19 protein-coding genes and 1 pseudogene are annotated in these 20,476 nt (G+C 73.9%); 9 read left to right on the top strand and 11 right to left on the bottom strand.

Going from position 1 to position 20,476, the window contains the following annotated elements:
* The first annotated feature begins 103 nt into the window (after window positions 1-103).
* The 3 genes from O7627_RS06970 (at window position 104) to O7627_RS06960 (ending at window position 2,469) form a co-directional block, all read left to right on the top strand.
* Entirely contained in the window at window positions 104-565 is a 462-nt protein-coding gene (locus tag O7627_RS06970; protein ID WP_278092675.1) for an SRPBCC family protein, read from the top strand.
* 672 nt (window positions 566-1,237) lie between these two features.
* Window positions 1,238-1,816 (top strand): TetR/AcrR family transcriptional regulator, encoded by a 579-nt coding sequence (locus O7627_RS06965; protein WP_278092674.1) that lies wholly within the window; start codon window positions 1,238-1,240, stop codon window positions 1,814-1,816.
* Window positions 1,813-2,469, top strand: a complete 657-nt coding sequence (locus O7627_RS06960; RefSeq protein WP_278092673.1) for a lysophospholipid acyltransferase family protein — start codon at window positions 1,813-1,815, stop codon at window positions 2,467-2,469. The genes O7627_RS06965 and O7627_RS06960 overlap by 4 nt, the downstream gene beginning before the upstream one ends.
* Before the next feature lie 118 nt (window positions 2,470-2,587).
* On the opposite strand, the gene O7627_RS06955 is transcribed toward O7627_RS06960, so the two are convergent.
* The 4 genes and pseudogenes from O7627_RS06955 to O7627_RS06940 form a co-directional block, all read right to left on the bottom strand.
* A complete protein-coding gene (locus O7627_RS06955; RefSeq protein WP_278092672.1) occupies window positions 2,588-3,382 on the bottom strand; it encodes a MarR family transcriptional regulator in 795 nt (264 codons plus the stop codon).
* 81 nt (window positions 3,383-3,463) lie between these two features.
* Window positions 3,464-3,783, bottom strand: a pseudogene (locus O7627_RS06950) (DUF664 domain-containing protein); the annotation flags it as partial.
* Window positions 3,784-3,807: 24 nt separating this feature from the next.
* Window positions 3,808-4,812, bottom strand: a complete 1,005-nt coding sequence (locus tag O7627_RS06945) for an alpha/beta hydrolase (RefSeq protein ID WP_278092671.1) — start codon at window positions 4,810-4,812, stop codon at window positions 3,808-3,810.
* A gap of 147 nt (window positions 4,813-4,959) precedes the next feature.
* A complete protein-coding gene (locus tag O7627_RS06940; protein ID WP_278092670.1) occupies window positions 4,960-5,586 on the bottom strand; it encodes a TetR/AcrR family transcriptional regulator in 627 nt (208 codons plus the stop codon).
* A gap of 73 nt (window positions 5,587-5,659) precedes the next feature.
* Here O7627_RS06940 and O7627_RS06935 point away from each other — a divergent pair, with 73 nt between their 5' ends.
* Window positions 5,660-6,847, top strand: coding sequence for an FAD-dependent monooxygenase (locus O7627_RS06935; RefSeq protein WP_278092669.1), 1,188 nt, complete (start codon window positions 5,660-5,662; stop codon window positions 6,845-6,847).
* 72 nt (window positions 6,848-6,919) lie between these two features.
* Complete coding sequence (locus O7627_RS06930) at window positions 6,920-7,699, top strand: methyltransferase domain-containing protein (RefSeq protein ID WP_278092668.1); 780 nt, start codon at window positions 6,920-6,922, stop codon at window positions 7,697-7,699.
* A 98-nt stretch (window positions 7,700-7,797) separates the two neighbouring features.
* Here O7627_RS06930 and O7627_RS06925 read toward each other — a convergent pair whose 3' ends face one another.
* From O7627_RS06925 to O7627_RS06915, 3 genes are all read right to left on the bottom strand, one after another.
* Window positions 7,798-9,048, bottom strand: coding sequence for a DUF1501 domain-containing protein (locus tag O7627_RS06925; RefSeq protein WP_278092667.1), 1,251 nt, complete (start codon window positions 9,046-9,048; stop codon window positions 7,798-7,800).
* Between the two features lie 15 nt (window positions 9,049-9,063).
* Window positions 9,064-10,404 carry a DUF1800 domain-containing protein gene (locus tag O7627_RS06920; protein ID WP_278092666.1) on the bottom strand — a complete coding sequence of 447 codons (1,341 nt, stop codon included), beginning with the start codon at window positions 10,402-10,404 and terminating at the stop codon, window positions 9,064-9,066.
* Window positions 10,405-10,503: 99 nt separating this feature from the next.
* Window positions 10,504-11,781: a serpin family protein gene (locus O7627_RS06915; protein ID WP_278092665.1), complete on the bottom strand. Its 1,278-nt coding sequence runs from the start codon at window positions 11,779-11,781 to the stop codon at window positions 10,504-10,506.
* Window positions 11,782-11,925: 144 nt separating this feature from the next.
* Between O7627_RS06915 and O7627_RS06910 the strand changes: the two genes are divergently transcribed.
* Window positions 11,926-12,870 carry a serine/threonine dehydratase gene (locus O7627_RS06910; RefSeq protein ID WP_278092664.1) on the top strand — a complete coding sequence of 315 codons (945 nt, stop codon included), beginning with the start codon at window positions 11,926-11,928 and terminating at the stop codon, window positions 12,868-12,870.
* Between the two features lie 108 nt (window positions 12,871-12,978).
* Here O7627_RS06910 and O7627_RS06905 read toward each other — a convergent pair whose 3' ends face one another.
* From O7627_RS06905 to O7627_RS06890, 4 genes are all read right to left on the bottom strand, one after another.
* Window positions 12,979-13,509: a hypothetical protein gene (locus O7627_RS06905; protein ID WP_278092663.1), complete on the bottom strand. Its 531-nt coding sequence runs from the start codon at window positions 13,507-13,509 to the stop codon at window positions 12,979-12,981.
* Window positions 13,506-15,206, bottom strand: a complete 1,701-nt coding sequence (locus O7627_RS06900) for a histidinol-phosphatase (protein ID WP_278092662.1) — start codon at window positions 15,204-15,206, stop codon at window positions 13,506-13,508. Before O7627_RS06900 ends, O7627_RS06905 begins: the two co-directional genes overlap by 4 nt.
* A 159-nt stretch (window positions 15,207-15,365) precedes the next feature.
* Window positions 15,366-16,019: a response regulator transcription factor gene (locus O7627_RS06895; RefSeq protein ID WP_278092661.1), complete on the bottom strand. Its 654-nt coding sequence runs from the start codon at window positions 16,017-16,019 to the stop codon at window positions 15,366-15,368.
* On the bottom strand, window positions 16,016-17,200 hold the full coding sequence (locus O7627_RS06890; RefSeq protein ID WP_278092660.1) for a histidine kinase: 1,185 nt from the start codon (window positions 17,198-17,200) through the stop codon (window positions 16,016-16,018). Before O7627_RS06890 ends, O7627_RS06895 begins: the two co-directional genes overlap by 4 nt.
* A 220-nt stretch (window positions 17,201-17,420) precedes the next feature.
* On the opposite strand from O7627_RS06890, the gene O7627_RS06885 reads away from it, so the two are divergent.
* Genes O7627_RS06885 through O7627_RS06875 form a run of 3 tightly spaced genes read left to right on the top strand, consistent with a single transcriptional unit; the run spans window position 17,421 to window position 20,462 of the window.
* Complete coding sequence (locus tag O7627_RS06885) at window positions 17,421-18,641, top strand: ATP-binding protein (protein WP_278092659.1); 1,221 nt, start codon at window positions 17,421-17,423, stop codon at window positions 18,639-18,641.
* The gene (locus tag O7627_RS06880) at window positions 18,631-19,893 is read left to right on the top strand and encodes a hypothetical protein (RefSeq protein WP_278092658.1); all 1,263 of its coding nucleotides are present in this window, start codon (window positions 18,631-18,633) and stop codon (window positions 19,891-19,893) included. The genes O7627_RS06885 and O7627_RS06880 overlap by 11 nt, the downstream gene beginning before the upstream one ends.
* The gene (locus O7627_RS06875; protein ID WP_347404642.1) at window positions 19,806-20,462 is read left to right on the top strand and encodes a response regulator transcription factor; all 657 of its coding nucleotides are present in this window, start codon (window positions 19,806-19,808) and stop codon (window positions 20,460-20,462) included. The genes O7627_RS06880 and O7627_RS06875 overlap by 88 nt, the downstream gene beginning before the upstream one ends.
* Window positions 20,463-20,476 lie beyond the last annotated feature (14 nt).

Genomic DNA, 20,476 nt, shown 5'->3' with positions numbered 1-20,476 from the left:
GTCTACCCGCGCGACCACGTGCACGCATCTGCCGCGACTCGCTCGTCGCTGAGGGTGCGGTCGTGCCGGGATGAGACCTTCATGGTGCGCCATGATGGGGGCTATGCCACGGACGGACAAAGCCTCGCGGGTGATCGCGGCCCCTCCTGATCATGTCTACGCCGCGCTTGTCGATCCAGACGCCCTCGCCGTGTGGCTTCCCCCCGCGGGGATGAGCGGCAGGTTCGAACGGTTCGATGTCCGGCTGGGTGGGTCGTATCGGATGGTGCTCACCTACCTGGACGCCTCGACCGCATCGGGCAAGGCCACCGCGGACTCCGACATCGTCGAAGCGCGCTTCGTCGACATCGTCCCCGGCGTCCGAGTGGTACACGCCGTCAATTTCGTCGCCGACGATCCCGGCTATGCGGGCACCATGACGGTGACCTGGGAGGTCACCGCAACCGACGATGGGACGCGCGTGGACCTCCGAGCCGACGACGTGCCCGCTGGCATCTCCGCGGAGGATCACGCGGCCGGGCTCGCGTCCTCGCTGGCAAACCTCGCCGCCCACGTTGAACGGTAACCCCGTCGCGAGATGGGGATCCGGGCTGAACGCGTCCGGCGCCACCAGTTCACGCCGTGAACCGGTGCAGCGCTGCGGTCACTGAACGATCTGTGCGTGCCGGTGACAACTGAACGTGCCGAAGGACGGGCGCTGGGTCGGGGCCGGGGTCCCACGGCCGAGGGCCGCTCCGGTTCGCGCGCCGGCCTGGCCCCGATTGCCGCTCAACTTTGTCGACTGCCAGGCTTGGTCTGGAACCAGAGGTTCACGGTCGCGGCGAAGAGCAGCGCCACAAAGAACACACACGGGCACAGCAGGAGCAACGCCATCCCTTCCATGGCTCACAGCCTCGCGCCGCGCGCCGGGTCCGGCACCGTGCACAGGCTCACGGTAATCCTCTCCTGGCTCCCGATGGTCACCGCAGTCCCGGACGAGCGCACGCACATGCTGCCCGGGGGGATCTGCGACCAGGGGTGGGACGGTCCGGGCTCCTATACTCGGCCGGTGATCGAGGGATGGTCGGTTGTCCCGCAGCGGACGGCTGTGGATGCCGCCGGCCGGGACGCCTCCCCCGTTGCTGGCCTTCCACGATGTCGCCGCCGGAAGCCCTGCGTCCGATCACACCGAAAGTAAGGACTGCTCTAGTAGCAGTCCGAGTAGACGTTGTCTACTCGCATCTGGTAGACAACGTCTATGCGAGCTGACGAGGGCGTACGCGAACGCCTCATCCGCGTCGGCGGCGAACTACTCGACAACGAAGGCCCGTCCGCAGTGTCGCTGCGAGAGATCGCCCGACGGGCCGGCGTCTCGCACGGCGCGCCACGTCGCTACTTCCCCACCCACCTGGAGTTGCTGTCGGCCATCGCCCGCGACGGGTTCACCGACCTCGCCACCCGGGCGAACTCCACTCTGACCGAGGCGGCCGGCGACCCACCCGCCCGGCTTACCGCGCTCGCCCGGGCCTACCTGGACTTTGCCGCCACCCACCGCGGCCGGTACGAGCTGATGTTCCGGCACGACCTGCTGGAGAGCGGCCACCTAAGACTGCGTGACACCAGCCTGCCACTGTTCCGGCTCCTCACCGACCTGGTCGCGCAGGCCCGACCCGAGCCCGACCCGCCAGCCCACGTCGTCGCCGGAGCACTGTGGGCCAACCTGCACGGCATCGCCCAACTGTGGAACTGGGGCAGCCTCACCCTCGCGACCGGCGCGACCGATCCGGACGCGCTGCTCGACGCCACCCTCACCGCGCACCTCGGAACCGCCGCATGACCCACACCCCACCCCTGTACGCGCTGGCCCAGCACACCATCGGCCGATACCTCCGCCACTCCTGGCGTCCCACCATCACCGGCCTCGGTCACCTCCCCGACTCCGGTGGCGCAATCCTGGCCGCCAACCACCTGTCGATCGCCGACCAGTTGTTCCTCGGAATCCTCACGCCCCGGCACATCGCTTTCTGGGCCAAGGCCGAATACTTCCGCTCCCCCGGGCCCCGCGGCTACCTCACCCGGCAGGTCGTCACCGGTATGGGCGCCATCCCGGTCGAACGGGGCGGCGGCCGGGCCGCCCTCTCCGCATTCGACGCCGCCGTTCCCGTACTCCGCTCCGGCGGCCTGGTAGCCGTCTTCCCCGAAGGCACGCGTTCCCCCGACGGCCGCCTCTACCGTGGCCGCACCGGCGCAGTACGCCTCGCCAACCAGGCCGGCGTCCCCATCATCCCGGTCGGCATCCGCGGCACCGACCGCATACGTCCGCCCGGCGCGCGCCTTCCCCAGCGCCACCCAGTCAGCATCACCTTCGGACCAGCCATCCCAGCGCACATCGAGGCGCCGGCGGACATCCGCCGGCTCACCGACACCCTGATGGCCACCATCCAGTCCCTCACCTTCCAGGAGTACGTGCAGCAGTACGCCCAGACTTGACCGCAACACGCCTACCCACCCGACGCATCGGAGTCGCCGCCGACCGTGCGTGTCGGTCAGCGGAACGCGTCACGCTCACCTCGGTAGCCGAGCCGGGGCCGGCGCCTGATGAGCCCACTCAGTCGACGGTGGCCGTCACCGCAGCGGCGATCGGCTCGAACCCTGCAATCAGCTCGTCTAGCTCGTCCGCGCTGAGCACGTCGTACGCCGGCGCCGCCAGCTCGTCGGTGAGGGCCTCGATCCGCTGCCTGGTCTCCCGGCCGGCGTCGGTGAACCCGCCGGCGGCGTCCACGAGACCGCGGGCGCGCAGCCCGTCGACAACAGCGGCCAGCTGCGCCTTGGGCAGGTGGTGGATCCGGCCGAACTCCTCCGCCCGCATGCCGAGGGAGAGAGCGAGCAGGACGTGGGACTCGATGCCGCCGATGCCGTGGGCGATAAGGGCGGCGGTGTGGCCGTCCCCACGGTGCTCTCGCAGCAGCGTCGCCGCGTGCCAGAGCCTGGCCACCGGCTCCGCGGGCAGGTCGAGCGCCCGGAGTCCGGCGTACAGTGTCCGGCCCTCGGTCGGCGCGCTGACCGCTGCTCGGGTGGCGAGGTCGGCTACCCGCACCAGATCGGGGGAGTCGGCGAGCGGCCCGATCAGCTGCCGCAGTGCGGCGGCGCTGCCCCGCTCACGCACGGCGATCGCCTCCTGCGGGTTGGTCTTCCCCCAGACCCACGGAATGTGGCGCGCAACCTCGCCGTCGGCGAAATTGTAGAAGACCGCGTGCACCACCGCGGCCGGTGCCAGCCCCAGCGGCGCGGCCCGGCCCGCGAAGTATCCGTCCCAGTAGTTGCGCATGCCGAGGGCCAGGAACGCCTCATTCGCCACCTCGGAGAACGTGACCGTGGCGATCGGCTCGACGAGCTCGAACATGCGGTGAACCTTGGCCTGTGGGTGCGGCATCGGTCGGCATCTCCTCTGGTCGCGACGGCGCCCTCGTAGGCGCCGCTCACCCTAGCTACGAACAACGCGGCCCGGATACGACAAACTCGGGTCGACATCAACGCCAGCATGCTGCGAACCGCCGGCAGCTGCCTGCGCAGTTCGCTCGATCCTCGCCCGGTGCGCCCCGCGAGCCGCGGTGTCGATCTGCTCCTCGTACTCGGCCGTCATCCCGGTCCGGCTGTCGATCTGCTCGCGCAGGATGTCGGGTGGCCGGCATGCCGGGTCGTGTCCTGCAGGACGTGGACCATCATGTTGAACAGCTTCACGTCCGGGCGCGGCCACCACGGCACGCGGCCCGGGGCGTCGATGGGAAGCCCTCTGATCGTCGCGCGCCGGCCGGGCCGCTGGCCGCGTCAGGAGCCGAGCAGCCGGCGCAGCCAGCGCAACCGGGCGTCCCGGGCTTCCCTGGAGAGGACGGCCTGCGGGGCGAACCCGTCGAAGCCGTGGAAGCCGCCCGGCCACACATGCAGTTCGGCCTGCCCGCCGGCCTGCCAGATCCGGGTGGCGTAGTGAACGTCCTCGTCCCGGAAGGTCTCGGCGGAGCCGACGTCGATGAAGGCCGGCGGGAGGCCGGACAGGTCGGTCGCCCGTGCCGGCGCGGCGTACGGTTCGACGTCCGGCCCGCCGCGCCGGTCGCCGAGCAGCGCCGTCCAGCCGGTCTCGTTGGCGGTTCGGTCCCAGACGCCCAGCCCGGCCATCTGCTGGCTGGACGGGGTGTCGTTCCGGTCGTCGAGCATCGGGCAGATCAGCACCTGCCCGATCAGCGCCGGCCCGCCCAGGTCCCGGGCCAGCAGCGCCACCCCGGCAGCCAGGCCACCGCCGGCGCTGCCACCTGCGACCAGGATCCGGTCCGGGTCGATGCCCAGCTCTCCGGCATTCTTCGCGGTCCAGACCAGGCCGGCGTAGCAGTCCTGAACGGGCGCCGGGTCCGGGTGCTCGGGCGCCAGCCGGTATTCGACCGAGACCACCACGAGCCCGAGCTTCTGAGCCCAGTCGAGCATCTCCGGCAGGCCGGTGCGGTTGTCGCCGAGGATCATGCCGCCGCCGTGGGTGTGGTAGACGGCGGGCAGCGGCACGGTGGCGCCGGTCGGGCGGCAGATCAGCAGCGACACGTCGGGGGCGCCGGCCGGACCGGGTACGGCGCGTTCCTCGATGTCGAACGCCCCGTCCCGCCGAAGCTCCTCGTCGGTGAGCCGCGGCATCGCCGCCCGCGCGGCCCGGACCGCCGGGAGCATCTCCAGGGTGAGGCTCGGCGACACCTCCTCGGCCATCGCGGCGAGGGCGGCGGCGAGCTCCGGGTCGAACGGCGGCGGCGGGCCGACCGGGGTGGTCTGCGGGGCAGGACGGGGGCTGGTCATCGCGCTCCCTCGGGGCTCGGGACGGTACGGTCCGGTGACCGCTGGCACCATCTTGACGCCGGTCAGCGCCGTCGTCGAGGGCAGCCGAGACCCGGTGGCGGACGGGGAGAGCGGACGGGAAGAGCGGACGGGAGAGCGGACGGCCGGTCAGGTGCGGCCGGACATGGCGTACAGCAGGGTCCGGACGGCGAGGGTCAGATCGTCGCGGTTGGCCTGGGTGCCGGGGGGTGGCGCCGTGCGGGCGCCGGCACCGATCAGCCGGTCGAAGAGCAGCCCGTCGATGCAGGCGACGAGGTGGTCGCCGCGCCGCTCGGCGTCGGGGGCACCGGCCTGGGTGAGGATCGCCCTGGCCTGGGACCGCGAGGCGTCGCCGTAGGCGAGGATCTCGCGCAGCTCGGGGTGGTGGGTGGCCTCCAGCAGGCAGGCGTAACGGGCCAGGGCGCGCTGCCGGCCGGCGGTGAGCCAGTGGTCGAGCAGGGCGGCGATGCCGGCCGCGAGCGCGTCCAGGTCGTCGCCGCCCAGGACGGAGGGCGCCGGTGGGTCGTCGGTCGGCAGCCGACCGGTCTGCGTGTCGATCCGGTCGAGGTCCGCGATCCGGCGGACGACCGCCTCGATGAGCGCCCGCCGGGTACGGAAGTAGGCCGAGGTGGTGCCCTGCGGCAGCCCGGCCCGGCTGTCCACGGCGCGGTGGGTGAGCCCGCGCATGCCCAGCTCGGCCAGGATCTCGATCGCCGCGTCGGTGAGAACCGCGAACCGATCTCCTCGTGCGGTCAACGAACTGCCCCCGCTTCGCTCAACACCTTCTACACCCGTAGTATGGTCTTCTACAGATGTAGAAGGAGTGCGGATGACCGGGCGCGAGGCGGTAGTGGTCGGCGGGGGCATCGGCGGGCTCGCCGCGGCGGTGGCGCTGCGGCGCGCCGGCTGGCAGGTCACCGTCCTGGAGCGGTCACCCGAGCCGAGGGAGGTGGGCGCCGGGATCACTCTGATGAGCAACGCGCTGCGCGCCCTCGACGCCCTCGGGTTGGCCGGGGCAGTCCGGGGCGACGGCCGGGTCGCGTCCGCGGGCGGCACCCGGACCGCCGACGGTGGCTGGATCGCCCGGCTCGACGGCACAAGACTCACCGAGGCGCTCCACACCGAAACCGTCGGCATCCACCGGAGAACCCTGCACCGGCTGCTGCGCGCGGAGCTGCCGCCCGACTCGCTCGTCACCGACGCGGAGGTGGTCGACGTCGTCGCCGGCCCGCCGGCCGAGGTCGGTTACCTGCGGCGCGGTCGGCTGGTCACGGTCGGGGCGGATCTGGTGGTCGGGGCCGACGGGATCAACAGCGTGGTCCGGTCCCGGCTCTGGCCCGACACCCCTCCCCCGGTCTACGCCGGCTCGACCACCTGGCGCGGGATCACCCGCGACCGGTGGGACGGCGAGGTCCTGGCGGCGGTCAGTTGGGCGCCGGGCGCCGAGTTCGGCATGGTGCCGCTCGGTGACGGCCGGATCTACTGGTACGGCGCGGTCAACGCGCCGCCTGGCGAGCGCTCTCCCGACGAGCTGACAGCCGTGTTCGAGCGGTTCGGGGGCTGGCACGAGCCGATCCACGCCCTGCTGGCCGCCACCGAACCGGCCGCGGTGATCCGCACCGACATCCGGTGTCTGGACACCCCGTTGCCGAGTTACGTCCGCGGCCGGGTGGCGCTGCTCGGCGACGCCGCGCACGCGATGACGCCAAACCTCGGTCAGGGCGGTTGTCAGGCCATCGAGGACGCCGTGGTGCTCGGCGTCGCCTGCGGTCCGCGGGTCGCCGCCGGCACCGACCCGGTCGAGGCCGCGATCTCCTGGTACGACGCGCAGCGCCGACCCCGTACCCAGCAGGTGGCCCGGGCGGCCCGGTTGATCGGACGGTTCGGCCAGCAGTTGGAGAACCCGGTCGCGGTCGCGGCCCGCAACACGGTGATGCGGCTGACGCCGGCCCGCGTCGCGTTGCGGTCGATGGCCCGGTACGCCGACTGGCACCCGCCCGCGCCGCCGGCCGGCTAGTTGCCAATTATTTGCAACAAGATGCCCGTCACCTCTGGACGGGAACTCGCGGCTGTAACTAGCCTGAGTTCCATGACTCCTTACATAGCCGATTCGGCGCCCATCGACGCGGCCGCCTGGCAGGAGAGCTGGGACCGCCAGCAGGAGGCGTACCTGCCGGACCGGGAGCACCGGCTGGCCGCCATGCTCGACGCGGTCGCCGCCGTGGCCGACACCGACCGGCCCCGGCTGCTCGACCTGGCCGGCGGCACCGGCACCATCAGCCTGCGGGCGCTGGCCCGCTTCCCGCACGCCGAGGTGACGCTCGTCGACCAGGACCCGGTGCTGTTGGCCATCGCCTCGGCCAGCCTGGCCGGACGGGCCGTGCTCGGCACCGCCGACCTGCGTACCCCGGACTGGCAAGCCGGCCTGCCCACCGGCGGGTTCGACGCCGTCCTCACCGCCACCGCCCTGCACTGGCTGCCCGCCGACCGGCTCACCACCCTGTACGCCGAGGTCCGCGCGCTGCTGCGGCCCGGCGGGATCCTGGTCAACGCCGACCACATGCCCGACGACGGCCTGCCCGGGCTCACCAAGCGGCTCACCGCGCACGCGGACGCCCGGCGGACCGCCCGTTGGGCGGCCGGTGCCGCACTGTCCTGGTCGGACTGGTGGCAGCGGGTGACGGCCGACCCGGTGCTCGCCGCGCCCGCGCAACGACGCCGGGAGATCTACCCGGACGGCCACACCGACAGCGCGGAGTTCCTGCCGACCGCCGGCTGGCATCTCGACGCGCTACGGACCGCCGGCTTCACCGAGGTCGGAACCGTCTGGCGCGGCGGTCCGGACGCCGCGGTGGCCGGCGTCCGATAGCCGGCCCGGTCACGCCTCCCGGACGGCACCGCCACACCGCCGGGAACGGCACGACCATCCGCGTGGACCGGCCGGTCACGCCGCCATGAGACGGCCGGTCACGCCGCCGTGAACGGGCCGTCGCAGCGGCCGGTCCAGCCGCCGAGCACGCGGCCCGGATCGGTGGCCAGCACCCGGTCGAGCAGCGTGGCGTAGACGTCCCGGAAGTCGGTGGTGAACTTGAGGTCGCCGGCGTCCAGGTCGGTCAGGCTGGGCGGCTCGCCGTAAAGGCCGCCGCGTACGCCCGCGCCGAGCAGCAGCACGTCCGACGCGGTGCCGTGGTCGGTGCCGTCCGAGGCGTTCGCGCGGACCCGCCGGCCGAACTCGGAGTAGACCGCGACCACCACCTCCCGCCCGGCGGGGCTGCGGTCCATCCGCTCGACGAAGCCGGTCAGCGCCCGATCCACCTGCCCGAGCAGTACCGCCTGCAACTGCTTCTCGTCGGCGTGGGTGTCGAACCCGCCGAGCGAGACCGAGAAGACCCGGCTCGACACCCCTGCCTCGACGCACTGGGCGACCAGGTCGAGCTGGGCGGCGAGCGGCGTCCGGGCGCCGCCGGTGGCGGTCGCCGACGGCTGTTCGTCGTCGTCACCGGCGGCCTCCTCGGCGGCCTCCCGGACGCCGGTGATCATGGCGTCGACCGACCGGAGGTCCGCGAAGCAGCCCGCCGCGCGGGCCCGCGCGGCGGGCTCCCCCGGGGCGGCGACGGCCAGCGCGGCAAGCGTCGCATCCGCCGGGCCGCGCCGGGTCGCCCGGCCACTCACCGGTACGACCGCACCCGCACCGTTCGCACCCACCAGCAGCGGCGGCAGCGTCGCCTCGAACGAGACCGCGAGCCGGGGATCGCCGCCGGACCCGTCCAGCCACCGGCCGAGCCAACCCGTCGTGCCGGGCCGGACCGGGTCGCCGGTCTGCCAGATGTCCATCGACCGGAAGTGGCTGCGGTCCGGCTTCGGGTAGCCGACCCCGCGCACGATCGCCAGCCGGTCCGCGCCGAACAACCCGTGCAGGCCGGTCAGGGCCGGGTTCAGGCCGACCACGTCGTCGAGCCGGAGCACCTCCTCGGCCTGGTACGCCAAATCCGGCCGGGCGTCCTGGTAGGCGGGGTCGGCGTACGGGATGACGGTGTTCAGTCCGTCGTTGCCGCCGTAGAGGGTGACGAGCACCAGGGTCCGACCACTGCCCGGCTCCCGCTCGCCGGCCGTGTCGAGCAGCTCCGACAGCGTGTACGCGGTCCCGCCGGCGACCAGGGCACCGGCGCCGACCACCCCGCTGGCCAGCAGGAACCTGCGCCGGGTGAGGGTGTCCATCGGGAGCGCCTCCGATCAGTCGACGGTGTATTCGGGGCTCACCAGGGCGGCCGCGAGCAGCCGCTCCGGGCGATCCACCAGCGGGGTCAGCGCGGCCCGGGTGCGCTCTGTCCAGGCGTCGACCACCAGCAGCCGTTCCAGCGCGTCGAGCCGGCCCGCGGCGGGTGCGGCGGCGAGCCGCCGGCCGACCAGCGGTGCCGCCGCGGTGGCGAACAGTTCCGCCAGCCGCATCCGGGCCTGCAGTGACGAGGTGTTCAGCCAGCCAGTGCCGGTCGGCCAGCCGCCGACGCTGGGTGGGTGCAGCGGCACCTGGTCCATTCCGGACAGTCCGGTGAGGAGTTGGCCGCGCCGCTGCCCGGTCAGCGCGGACGGCCGGATGCCGAGCTGGCGCATTGCGCCCACCGCCCAGTCGACCGGCTCCTTGACGCGCTGGCCCCGGGTGGCCGGGAACGCCGGGTCGGTGAGCACCGACCGCAGCGCCGCCAGCGTGTCCGTCGGCGGTTGACCCCCGACGGTGGCCGGCGCAGCAGACTCGCCCCCGGCGGCAGGGGTCGGGGCCGCACCGCTGGGGCCGGCGAAGCGCAGCCAGAGTCGGTCCCGGATGAACTGCGCCGTCCGGGGCTGGCGGGCGAGCAGTCGGGCGTAGGAGACGGCGCCGAAGGTGGCGGTGCGGCCGAGGATCGTCTTCGGCCCGGCGTCGTGGCGGTCGATCACGAACCGGGCGGCACCGGTACGCCGGTCCACCGTCCAGCCGGTCAACGCCCGGGCGCCGGCTTTCACGTCGGCCTCGGTGTAGTGCCCGACGCCGAGGGTGAACAGCTCCAGTAACTCCCGGGCCAGGTTCTCGTTCGGGGCGGCCCGGGTGTTGCGCTGCCCGTCCAGCCAGCGGATCAGCGCCGGATCACGGACCATCGCCGCGATGAGGGTGCCGTAGTCGCCGCGGCCGTGCCGGCGCAGCGTGTCGAGCTGACCGAGCATGAGCTGGGCGGACCGGACCTTGCGGATGCTTGTCGCCCAGTGACCGTGCCAGAAGAAGACCAGCTTCTCGGTGAGCTGGTGCTCGGCCGCCACCATCCGGTCCAGCCACCATTCGAGCAGTTGCCGGCTCTGCTCGCGGCGGCGCTGGTTGGCCTCCTGCCGCTGTTGGCGATCACTGTTCGGGCGGAGCGCCGCGGTCGGGTCGACGCCCAGCACCGGCACCGGAGTGGCCGCCGCGCCCGGGTCGGCGCCGGCCGGGCGGAGCAGTCGGTTCAGGGTCGCGGCGGGCCCGGCCCGCTCGGCGGCGTCCACCTCCTCGGCGCTCGGACCGAACGTCGCCCGGCGCAGCAGGTGCGCGACAGTTTCCCGGTCGGCCATGGCCCCGACGGTAACCGGTCAATGTTCGCGGCAGGCACATTTCGGGTTCGAGGCAGGTAAGGATCTGCCGCGCGGTGGTACGGGACGCTCGGGCCGCGGTCAGGCCGGGCCGGTGACCAGCGGGTCGTGGACCCGGCCGAGGAACAGCGGTATGCCGGTCAGCCGGTCGTGGATGACGTAGAGGAACGGGCGGTTCACGAAGAACTGCGGCCCCTGCGGGATCGACGGTGGCCGGATGATGACGGCCGTGGCGGCGGCCGCCTCGGTGCCCTTCTCGTCCACCGCGATGAACGTCTCGTGCACCACGTCGTCGATGCACAGGTCGGGATCGGTGGTGCTCATCGGTGTGAAGTCGGCCTGCGGGGTGAATGCCGTGGGCATGCCGAGGCCGCTCAGGGCGACGCCCAACTCGGCCGGCAGGCGGAACGTCCACCGCGGCATACGCAGCTGGACGTCGGTGGTCTGGAAGCCGGTAAGCAGCGCGCCCAGCCCGGTCCCGTCGAGGTTCGCCTCGACGGCGGCGAGGTCGCCGCTGGTCGGCATGACGATGGCCATCGCCAGCGCGCCGCCCTCGTACGGCACGTCGACCGCGCGCCACCCGTCCCCTTCGAGGTAGCCCATCCGGTCGAACGGGCCGCGCATCATCGGGACGTCGACGACGCTGCCATCGTCGCGGGTGAACGGCTCGACGGCCGTGGCCCGCGCGGTGAACGGGTACCGCCAGGCCGCCATCAGGTACACCGTGTTGGTGAGGATCAGCCTGGTGTCGGAGCTCACGCTGTCGGACCCGAGCAGCTCTTCGATCTTCGCGTTGGTGCGGTCGGAGACCCAGGCGTTGATCTCCTGCCGGGCCGACTCCGGCGCGCCGCCGAAGTCGACCGGGTGCGGCGCGGCACCGTAGTAGCCGGCCAGGGTGTCGCCGAACCCGGGTCGCAGCCCCAGGTCCAGTCGGGTCCAGAGGGCGTTGGCGGTGATCAGCCGGGGCTTCTTGGTCCCGTCGCCGTCGGCGAACCGGCCGGCGAGCGACTGGTCGACGGTGTTGAGTCCACTGTGCAGCGCGTCGGGTCGCGGGTGCGGCGCGTGCAGCACGGCGTCCATCTCGTCGGCGGTGGTCGAGCCGGCGCCGGCGCGGGTCATCGCGAGCGCGAGCCCGACCGAGTACGGCGCGCACACCACGTTGCCGCCCGGGTGGCTCGACGCGAGGGTGTGGTAGAGGTCGGCCGTGAAGCCGCGTACCGCGCCCGCGGCGGCCGCCATGGTGGCCGGGTCGGGGGGCAGGCGGACCGGATCAGCGGTCAGCCGGCGGGGAAGATCTGGCAGGGCGGCGACGGCGGCGACGGCAGGTACCGCCCGAAGGATCGATCGACGGGAGACCATGTCTCGACGCTAGAGCAGCCCGCCGGCACCGCGCCAGACCCGGAGCCAAAAACATCGATGTGGACGGATGTATTGGCACTGGCGCCCGGCGGACGTGAACTGGCTCACCCCGATCCGGCCAGGTCCCCGTGGCAGGGTGGTCGGGTGAACTCAGAGGCATCGACCCAGCCCCGGCAGCCGGTGACCGGAGCGCCCCCCGCCCTCGCGGACGTGCGGCGGGCCGCCGGCCTGATCGCCGGCCACGTGCGGCGCACCCCCGTCCTGACGACCGTCGTCGACGGTCGACCGGTCACCCTCAAGCTGGAGAACCTCCAACTCACCGGCTCGTTCAAGGTGCGCGGTGCGACCCACGCACTGCTGCGGGGCCAGCCCGGCGTGCCGGTGGTCGCGGCCTCCGGCGGCAACCACGGGCTCGGGGTGGCCACCGCCGCCCGGCTGCTCGGCGTACCCGCGACGATCTTCGTGCCGAACACCGTGCCGCCGGATAAGGAGCGGCGGATCGCCGCGACCGGCGCGACGGTGGTCCGGGGCGGCGACCGGTACGCCGAGGCGGCCTGCGCCGCGCTGAACCACGCGGCCGAGGCCGGGCTGCGCTACCTGCCCGCGTACGACGACGCCGAGGTGATCGCCGGGCAGGGCACGGTCGGGCTGGAGATCGTCGAGCAGGCTCCGGAGTGCGACTCGGTGGCGGTGGCGGTCGGTGGCGGCGGGTTGGCCGCCGGGGTGAGCCTGGCGGTCGGCGACCGGTTGGTCGTCGGGGTCGAGCCGGCCGGCTGCGCCAGCCTGCACGCGGCGATGGCGGCCGGTGAGCCGGTCGACGGCCCGGTCGACTCGGTGGCCGCCTCCGCGCTCGGCGCCAGCCGGGTCGGCGAGCTGCCGTACGCCCTGCTGCGGGCGGCCGACACCCGGCTCGCCCTGGTCGACGACGCCGAGATCCTGGCCGCCCGGGACCGGCTCTGGGACGAGTTCCGGCTGGCCGTGGAGCCGGCCGGCGCGGCCGCCTTCGCGGCCTGGCTGGCCGGCCGGGTCCCCGGTGAGCACCCCTGCCTGATCGTCTGTGGCGCCAACGCCGACTGGATCCCGGCCTGAGCCTCCCCGGCCGGGCCGGGCAGTATCCGCCGGCCGACGAGCCAGCGGCGGCCTGGACGGGCCGCCGGCGGGCTGGACGAGCCACCGGTGCCCGCCGCCGGCCGGCGGTCAGTGGTCGGCGCAGCAGGGCGTCGGGTCGGGCAGTTCGAACGGCGCGATCCGGCCCGGGCCGGCGTGCGCCGCGATCAGCACCAGCTGACCGTTGCGCCACTGCGGCCGGACGAAGTCGCGGGTGTCGACCAGGGCCACCGGATCGGCGTCCTCGCCGCCGAGCAGCACCACCCGGTCGATGGCGCTGACCTCGATCAGGTCGGCCACCCGGACGGTACCGACCAGTTCGGTCGAGCCCGGGTAGAGCACCGCCCGGCCCGACCGCCGGCCGGCGTGCTCGGCCGCCGCCCAGGCCGCCGGCCCGGCGAGTTCCGGGGCCGGCGGCGGCAGCACGTCCGGCGCCGGCACCGAGAGGCTGACCGCGACGTGCGGCCACGGGTGGCGTACCAGATGGGTGCAGGCCACCAGGTCGGGCAGGCCGAGGGGCGCCACCACCTCGCGCAGCCAGTGCTCGGCGTCCTGGTCGGTCCGGTGACCGAGGCTGAAGCCGCTGTGTTCGACCGTCACCGGCCGGCTGTCGGTGATCAACTCGGCACCACCCAGATCGGGTTCGCGTAGAACCAGAGGTCCTGCCACGGGTCGGCGGCGCCGACCACGTCCATCGCCGGCCCGGCCGGGTCGACGGCCGCGCCCAGCAGGCCGGGCGCGCCGCGGTTGCCGTCGGTGCCGCGCAGCCGGACGTAGCACGGTTCGGTGATCCGGCCGAGCGCGTGCCGCAGCGACACCCGCCCGGCGCTCCGGTTGACCTCGAAGGACCTGACCACCCTTGTGTCCGGGGCGGTGAACGTGTCGCCGTCGGCGACCGGGCCGGTGACCCGGCCGGCGATCACGTCGACCCGGGCCAGCACCGGCACGAACTGGGACCAGTTCGGGGTGTTCGCCAGCTCGATGTCGATGGTCAGTTCGACGGCGGTGCCGCGGCGGACCTTCAGCACGCCGCCGAGCGGGGTGCCGGAGTCGCGCCGCCGGTCGCCGGCGACCCGGGCCCGCATGTCGAGGCCGCTGATCAGCCCGCCGTGGTCGACCCAGACCCGGCCGGCCCGCAGCCCGTCCATCACCGCCCGGTAGGCGAACGAGGTCGCCCCGACGTGGGTCCGGCTGTACTGGCCGGGCCAGAAGTCGCCGGCGGTGGTGAGCAGCGGTCCGTGCACCGGGTCGTCATACCGGCCGTTGGCGTTGAAGTCGCTGCCGGGCCCGCGCTGCGAGGTGTCCAGGTAGTTGACGTGCGAGTCGGAGTTGGCGCTGATCCACCAGGCCCGGCCCTCGGCCAGCAGGCTGTCCCAGAGCCCGCCGACGGTGGCGGTCATCCAGTCGAAGCCGCCCCAGGTCCGGTAGCTCTCCAGCGGGTAGCCGGGGAACGACGCCGCCGACGGGCTGCCCTCGTAGTAGCCGCGGCCCCGGCCGGCACCGTTCGGGGCCGGTATCCCGGACGCCTGGTGCCCGGGGGCGCCCTCCATCCCGACCGCGACGGTGGGGTCGGCGTCCCGCCAGGCCCGGATCTCGTGCGGCGAGTCCACTCCGCGCCGGGCCGGGTGGTTGGCCAGGAACAGCGCGCCGTCGATCCGGCGGCGGCGGACCGCCTCGCCGAGGAAGCGGATGCCGGCGACCGCCAGCGCCTCGTTGGCCGGGCTCGGCGCGGAGGTGCCGGTCACCGAGCCGTCGTAGGTGTTCTCGAACTCCTTGAGCACCGCGACCTCGTTGCGGCCCGGGTGGACGAAGACCGTGCCGTGCTCGGCGGACGGGATGTTCCACTCCAGACCCTGGAAGACCAGCAGGTCGTCGAGGTGGTCGCGGGTGGCGACGATGTCCGGGTTGACCCTCTCGACGCCGATCTTGGCGTGGGTGGCGCCGCCGTGGTCGGTCACCACCATCCAGTCCAGCCCGTAGGCCCGCGCGTGCCGGGCCTGGTCGATCACCCGGTACTGGGCGTCGGAGCTGTACTGGGTGTGGATGTGGTGGTCGCCGGCGAGCCAGCGGAAGCCGCCGGTGCGGTCCCGGTCGCCGCCCGGCCCGTGCGCGTGCGCGGCTCCGGGCGCGACGAAGGCGGTCGCCGCGGCGCCCGCGCCGAGCAGCCCGGCGCTGCGCAGGAAGCCGCGCCGGGAGACGTCGGCCGGCGACAGCTCCGCGTCCGGCACGGACAGATCGAGAACCTCCGGTACGCCGTCAGTGGCGGCCCCGCCGTGGTCGTGCTCGCCGTGCTGGTGGTGCTGGTGACCGTGACCCATCTCGGTTTCCGCTCCCGCCGTACGCCGTCCGGGCCTACCGCGCCCGACTGTTCTGCCTGGTCGCGGTCAATCTCGCGGAGCTGAGGGAACGGCGGGTGACACGGCGGCGGCGCAGACACGAACATGCGACTGCGGCCTCGGGGAGTGCGGGACGCGAGGTCAGCCCGCGTCGTGGACGAGCAGGGCGATCTGCACCCGGTTGTTCATGTCGAGCTTGGTCAGGATCCGCGACACGTACGCCTTGACGGTCGCCGTGCTCATCAGCAGCTGCTGGCTGATCTCGTTGTTGGTCCGGCCCTCGCCGACCAGCTGCGCCACCGCCCGCTCGCCGTCGCTGAGCCGGGCGAGCAGCTGGCGGGCCCGGTCCCGGCGCGGGTCCGGGTCGGCGTCGGCGACGTAGGCCATCATCCGGCGCAGCACGTTCGGCGAGAGCATCGGCTCGCCCGCGGCCACCTGCCGGATCGCCTCGGCGATCTGCGGCGGCGGGGTGTGCTTGAGCAGGAAGCCGCTGGCGCCGGCCCGCATCGCCCGCCGGATGTGCTGGTCGGTGTCGAAGGTGGTGAGGATGATGATCTCCGGCGGGTCCCGGCGGGCGCGCAGCGACTCGGTGGCGGCGAGCCCGTCGAGCTGCGGCATCCGGATGTCCATCAGGACCACGTCCGGCCGGTGCTGGTTCACCGCGGGCAGCACCTCGATGCCGTCGCCGACCGAGCCGACCACGTCGATCCCCTCGAACTCGCTGAGCATCATGGCCAGGCCGGCGCGGACCAGGGCGTCGTCGTCGACGATGAGGACCCGGACGGTGGTGGTCATGCCCGCCACGGTATCCAGGCCCGCAGCCGGAAGTCTCCGCCGGGCGTGCGTTCGTGCTCCAGCCGCCCGCCGATCAGGTCCAGCCGTTCCCGCAGGCCGATCAGGCCGGCGCCGGCGCCGGGGATCTCGGCGGTGGCGATGCCCAGCGGCATCGGGTTGACGACCTCGATGGCGAGCTGGTCGGCCGCCGCCGGATCGGCTTCGGTCGCCTGGTCCGGCGCGGTGAGGGTGACCCGGACCTCGGCGCCCGGCGCGTGCTTGCGGGCGTTCGTCAGCCCTTCCTGCACGATCCGGTAGACGTGCCGGCCGATGCCGGCTGGCACCGGGTCGGGTTTGCCGAGCCGGTCGTCGAGGACCACCCGCATGCCGGCCCGGCGGGACTCCTCCACCAGCGCGGGCAGGTCGGCGAGGGTGGGTTGCGGCCGCTCCGGATCGGCTCCGCCCGGGGTTCCCCGGAGCATGCCGAGCACCTCGCGCAGGTCCTCCAGCGCGTCGTAGGCGCTCTGCCGGATGACCCCGGCCGCGCGGGCCTCCTCGGCGGTGGCGGTCCGGCGGAACTCCAGCGCGCCGGCGTGTACGGCCAGCAGCGAGATCCGGTGGGCCAGCACGTCGTGCATCTCCCGGGCCAGCCGCTCGCGTTCCAGATGGCGGGCCTCCTCCACCCGCAGCCGCTGACCCTCCTCGGCCTGCCGGGCCCGGTCCTGCAGCGACCGGACCAGCATCCGCTGGGAGCGGACCAGCATCCCGGTGGCGACCAGCGCGGTGTCGAGCAGCAGCATCGTGACCACCGTCTCGACGTACTGCCGTTGGGTGATCGGGGCGAACTCCAGCACCAGCACGTTCATCAGCAGGTGGGCACCGGCGACCGCCGCGGTCACCCGCCAGGAGCGGTACGCCGCGACGGTGAAGACGGCCAACGCGGTGGGTCCCATCGCGGCCGACGAGATCAGCGCCACCGGAATGCAGGCCAGCGCCAGCGCCACCGGCCAGCGCCGCCGGAACAGCAGCACCGCGACGCAGGCGGCCACCCCGATGCCGATGTCGAGGCCCAGCGGCGGCAGGGTCGGCGGCAACGGTTCGGCGGTGACCGTGGAGAGCAGGAAGAGGCCGCCCAGCACCGCGGCCCCGGCCACCAGCGCGGCGTCGACACCCCAGTCCCGGGCCGAGCGACGGACACCCACACCGCGACGCTACCGGCCCGGCCGGCAGCGGCAACCACCCGGCCGGCTGCCGCTGTCCCGCTGCTGGCCGGCCGTTGCCCGGTTGCCACTTACCGGCACAGCGCGGAACTGGGTACCGTTTGCATGCTATTCTCCCGCGTCGATGTGACAGGTCCGGCTTGGTCGGTCCAGCCGGATCGTCGCACCGCGCCCGCCCAGTTTCCCGCAGGGAGGACGGACCATGACGCCCGCCGTGTCCGCCCTGACCGGCCGGGCCGGCGCGGACGCGGACGCCCCGGGCGTCGGCGAGACCCCGGCCAGCGGGGCCCTGTTGCGGGTCTTCGCCATCCTGCCGGCGATGATCCGGCTCAGTTGCGGCCTGGCCGGCGCCGCGGCGGCGCTCGCGGTACGCAGCCCACCGGTCTCCACCCCGCTGCTGGTCGGCGCGGTGCTGCTGCTGACCGCTTGGTCGGCCGGCTACGCCTGGTGGACCGTGCGGCACGGCCTGACCGCCTGGGTCAGCTACGTCGACATCGCGCTCACCGCGGTCGCCTGTCTGTTCATCAACCGGTTGGTGGCGCCCGAGGTGCTGCCCGGGGAGGTGAGCTGGATCGCGATCCTGGCCAGCACCTCGGTGGTGGTGGCCCAGTTCGCGCTGCCACTGGGACAGTCGATCCCGGCCGGGCTGCTGATCGCCGCCGCGTACGCGGTCGGCGCGCACCGGGCGGGCGAGCCCGCGGAGGCGACCGCGCACGCCGTGACGCTCGTGGTGCAGACCGGGTTCGCGGCGGCGCTGGGCTATCTGACCCGGCGCAGCAGCCGGCGCGCGGACGCGGCGTTCGCCGACTACCGGCGCAGCGCCGAGCAGGCGGCGGTGGCTCGGGCCGCCCGGTCCGCCGAGCGTCGGCAGAACCGCGACCTGCACGACACGGTGCTCTCCACCCTCACCGTGGTCAGTCTCGGCGCGGTGCCGGCGGGCTCGGCGCTGCTGCGGGAGCGGGCCGGCGCGGATCTGCGTACCCTCTCGGCGCTGGCCGACGCCCGCGCGCACGCGGATGCCGACGGTCCCGGCCCGGACGCGCCGGTCCGGCTGGACCACCGGCTGCGTACGGTGCTGGCGAAGTTCCCGCAGGTGCCGGTGACCGCCGACCTGGCGCCGTGCACGGTCGCGGCCGCGGTTGCCGACGGGCTCGCCGACAGCGCGCTGGCGGCGCTGTCGAACGTGTCGCTGCACGCGCCGGGCGCCACGGCCGCGCTGCGGCTCGACCGGGTCGGCGCGGCGGTGGTGGTCGAGGTCCGCGACGACGGGCCGGGCTTCGACCCGGACACGGTGCCGCTGCACCGGTACGGTCTGCGCGAGTCCGTGCACGGCCGGATGGCCACGCTGGGCGGGCGGGCGGTGGTGGACTCGGCACCCGGGCGGGGCACCCTGGTCCGGTTGGAGTGGTCCGATGCGGGTTGACACCGACCGGGAGGCGGTGGCGGCGGTCGCCACCACCTCCGACCGGGGCACCCGGGTGGCGATCGTGCTGATCGCGTTCGGCTGGCACCTGGTGGTGAACCTGCCGGCGACGGTGCAGCACTGGTCGGCGTACCGGGCGCCCTGGGTGCCCGGTACGGGATGGCTGCTCTTCGCCGCGGTCGGCCTGGTCGCCGCCGGGGGCCTGTTCCGCGGGTCGGCCGTCCCGGCCGCGCCGCTGATCGGGGTGCTGCTGGTCGTCGACGCGGCGGTCTTCGCGGCCAGCCCGCCGGAGCTGATCTTCGATTCGGCGAACTGGGGTTGGAGCACGCTGGGCTGGTTCGCCCTGCTGGTGTTCTGGGACCGGCCGGTCGGGGCGTTGGTCGGGGTGCTCGCCGCCGGGGCGGTGATCGGCCTGGCCGGGCTGCTGGCCGACGGCCGGGGCGGCGCCGCCGACCTGAGCCGCTACGGAATGTTCGTCTACGCCACCGCGGTGTTGCCGGTGGCGTTGAAGCTCGGCGCCGGCCTGCTCGACAGCCTGGCCCGCGGGCGGGCCGCCGCGGCGGCCGCGCTGGCCGCGGTGGAGGCCGACCGACTGGCCGCCGGGCACGCGCATCGCGAACGGCAGGCGCGGCTGGAGCTGGTCGGCCGGACCGCCGGGGCGGTGCTCGCCGAGTTGGCCGACGGGCGGGCCGACCCGACCGACCCGCTGGTGCAGCGGCGGTGCGCGCTGGAGGCGTCCCGGCTGCGCCGCCTGATCGCCGAGTCCGACGACGTGCCGGACCCGCTGCTGCACGAGCTGCGGGCCTGCGTGGACGTGGCCGAACGCAACGGGCTGCCGGTCGAGTTCGTCGCCGTCGGCACGCCGCCGCCGCTGCCGGTGGAGATCCGCCGGCGGCTGGCCGAACCGCACACCGTGCCGCTGGCCGCGGCCACCCGGTGGGCGCGGCTGACGGTGGTCGCGCAACCCGACGAGGTGGTGGTGAGCGTGACCACCCCGAGCACGCCGGTGGACGGGGCCGGCATGGCAGCTGTCGACACCACCGATGGTGTGGTCGAGTATGTCTACGAACGGGACGAGGAACTGGTATGGACGCAGACCCGGTGGCGGGCCGCCCCGCCGACGCTGGCGGACGGATCACCGTCGCCATCGTCGACGACCACCCCGTGGTCGTGGAGGGGGTTCGATCCTGGTTGGCCACGGAGCCGCGGCTGGCGGTGGTGGCGACCGGCGAGGACCCGGACACCGTCCTGACGTCCGTCGACCCGCCCCCCGACGTGATCCTGCTGGATCTGCGGTTGCGGGGAAGGATGGCCCTGGACAAGGTGGCGGAGCTGAGCGCCGCCGGCCGGCGGGTGGTGGTCTACTCCGAACACACCGAACCGGAGACCATGCTGGCCGCCCTGGACGCGGGTGCGGTGGCGTTCCTGGCCAAACACGAGGGACGCGAGCACTGCGTCGAGACGGTCCTCGCGGCGGCCAGCGACCGCGGTTACGTACCGCCGACGCTGGCCGGCGCGTTCGTCGGTGACCGGCGTTCGGACCGGCCGGTCCTGTCCGACCAGGAGCGCGAGGCGCTGCTGCTGTGGTTCCAGTCGATGTCGAAGGCGTCGGTGGCCCGCCGGATGCGGATCAGCGAGCACACGGTGAAGCAGTACGTGGACCGGGCGCGGATCAAGTACGCCCGCGCGGGCCGGCCGGCCGCCACGAAGGCGGCGCTGTTGGCCCGGGCGATCGAGGACGGCCTCGTCCGGGCCGAGGAGATCGGCAACTACCGGTCGCACGCGGCGTCCGAACGGCCGACCCCCCAACGACCGTCATGACATCGAACGCTTTC

This window comes from Solwaraspora sp. WMMD1047 (assembly GCF_029626155.1).
Classification (GTDB): Bacteria; Actinomycetota; Actinomycetes; order Mycobacteriales; family Micromonosporaceae; genus WMMD1047.
This window is presented reverse-complemented; position numbering and strand designations above follow the sequence as displayed.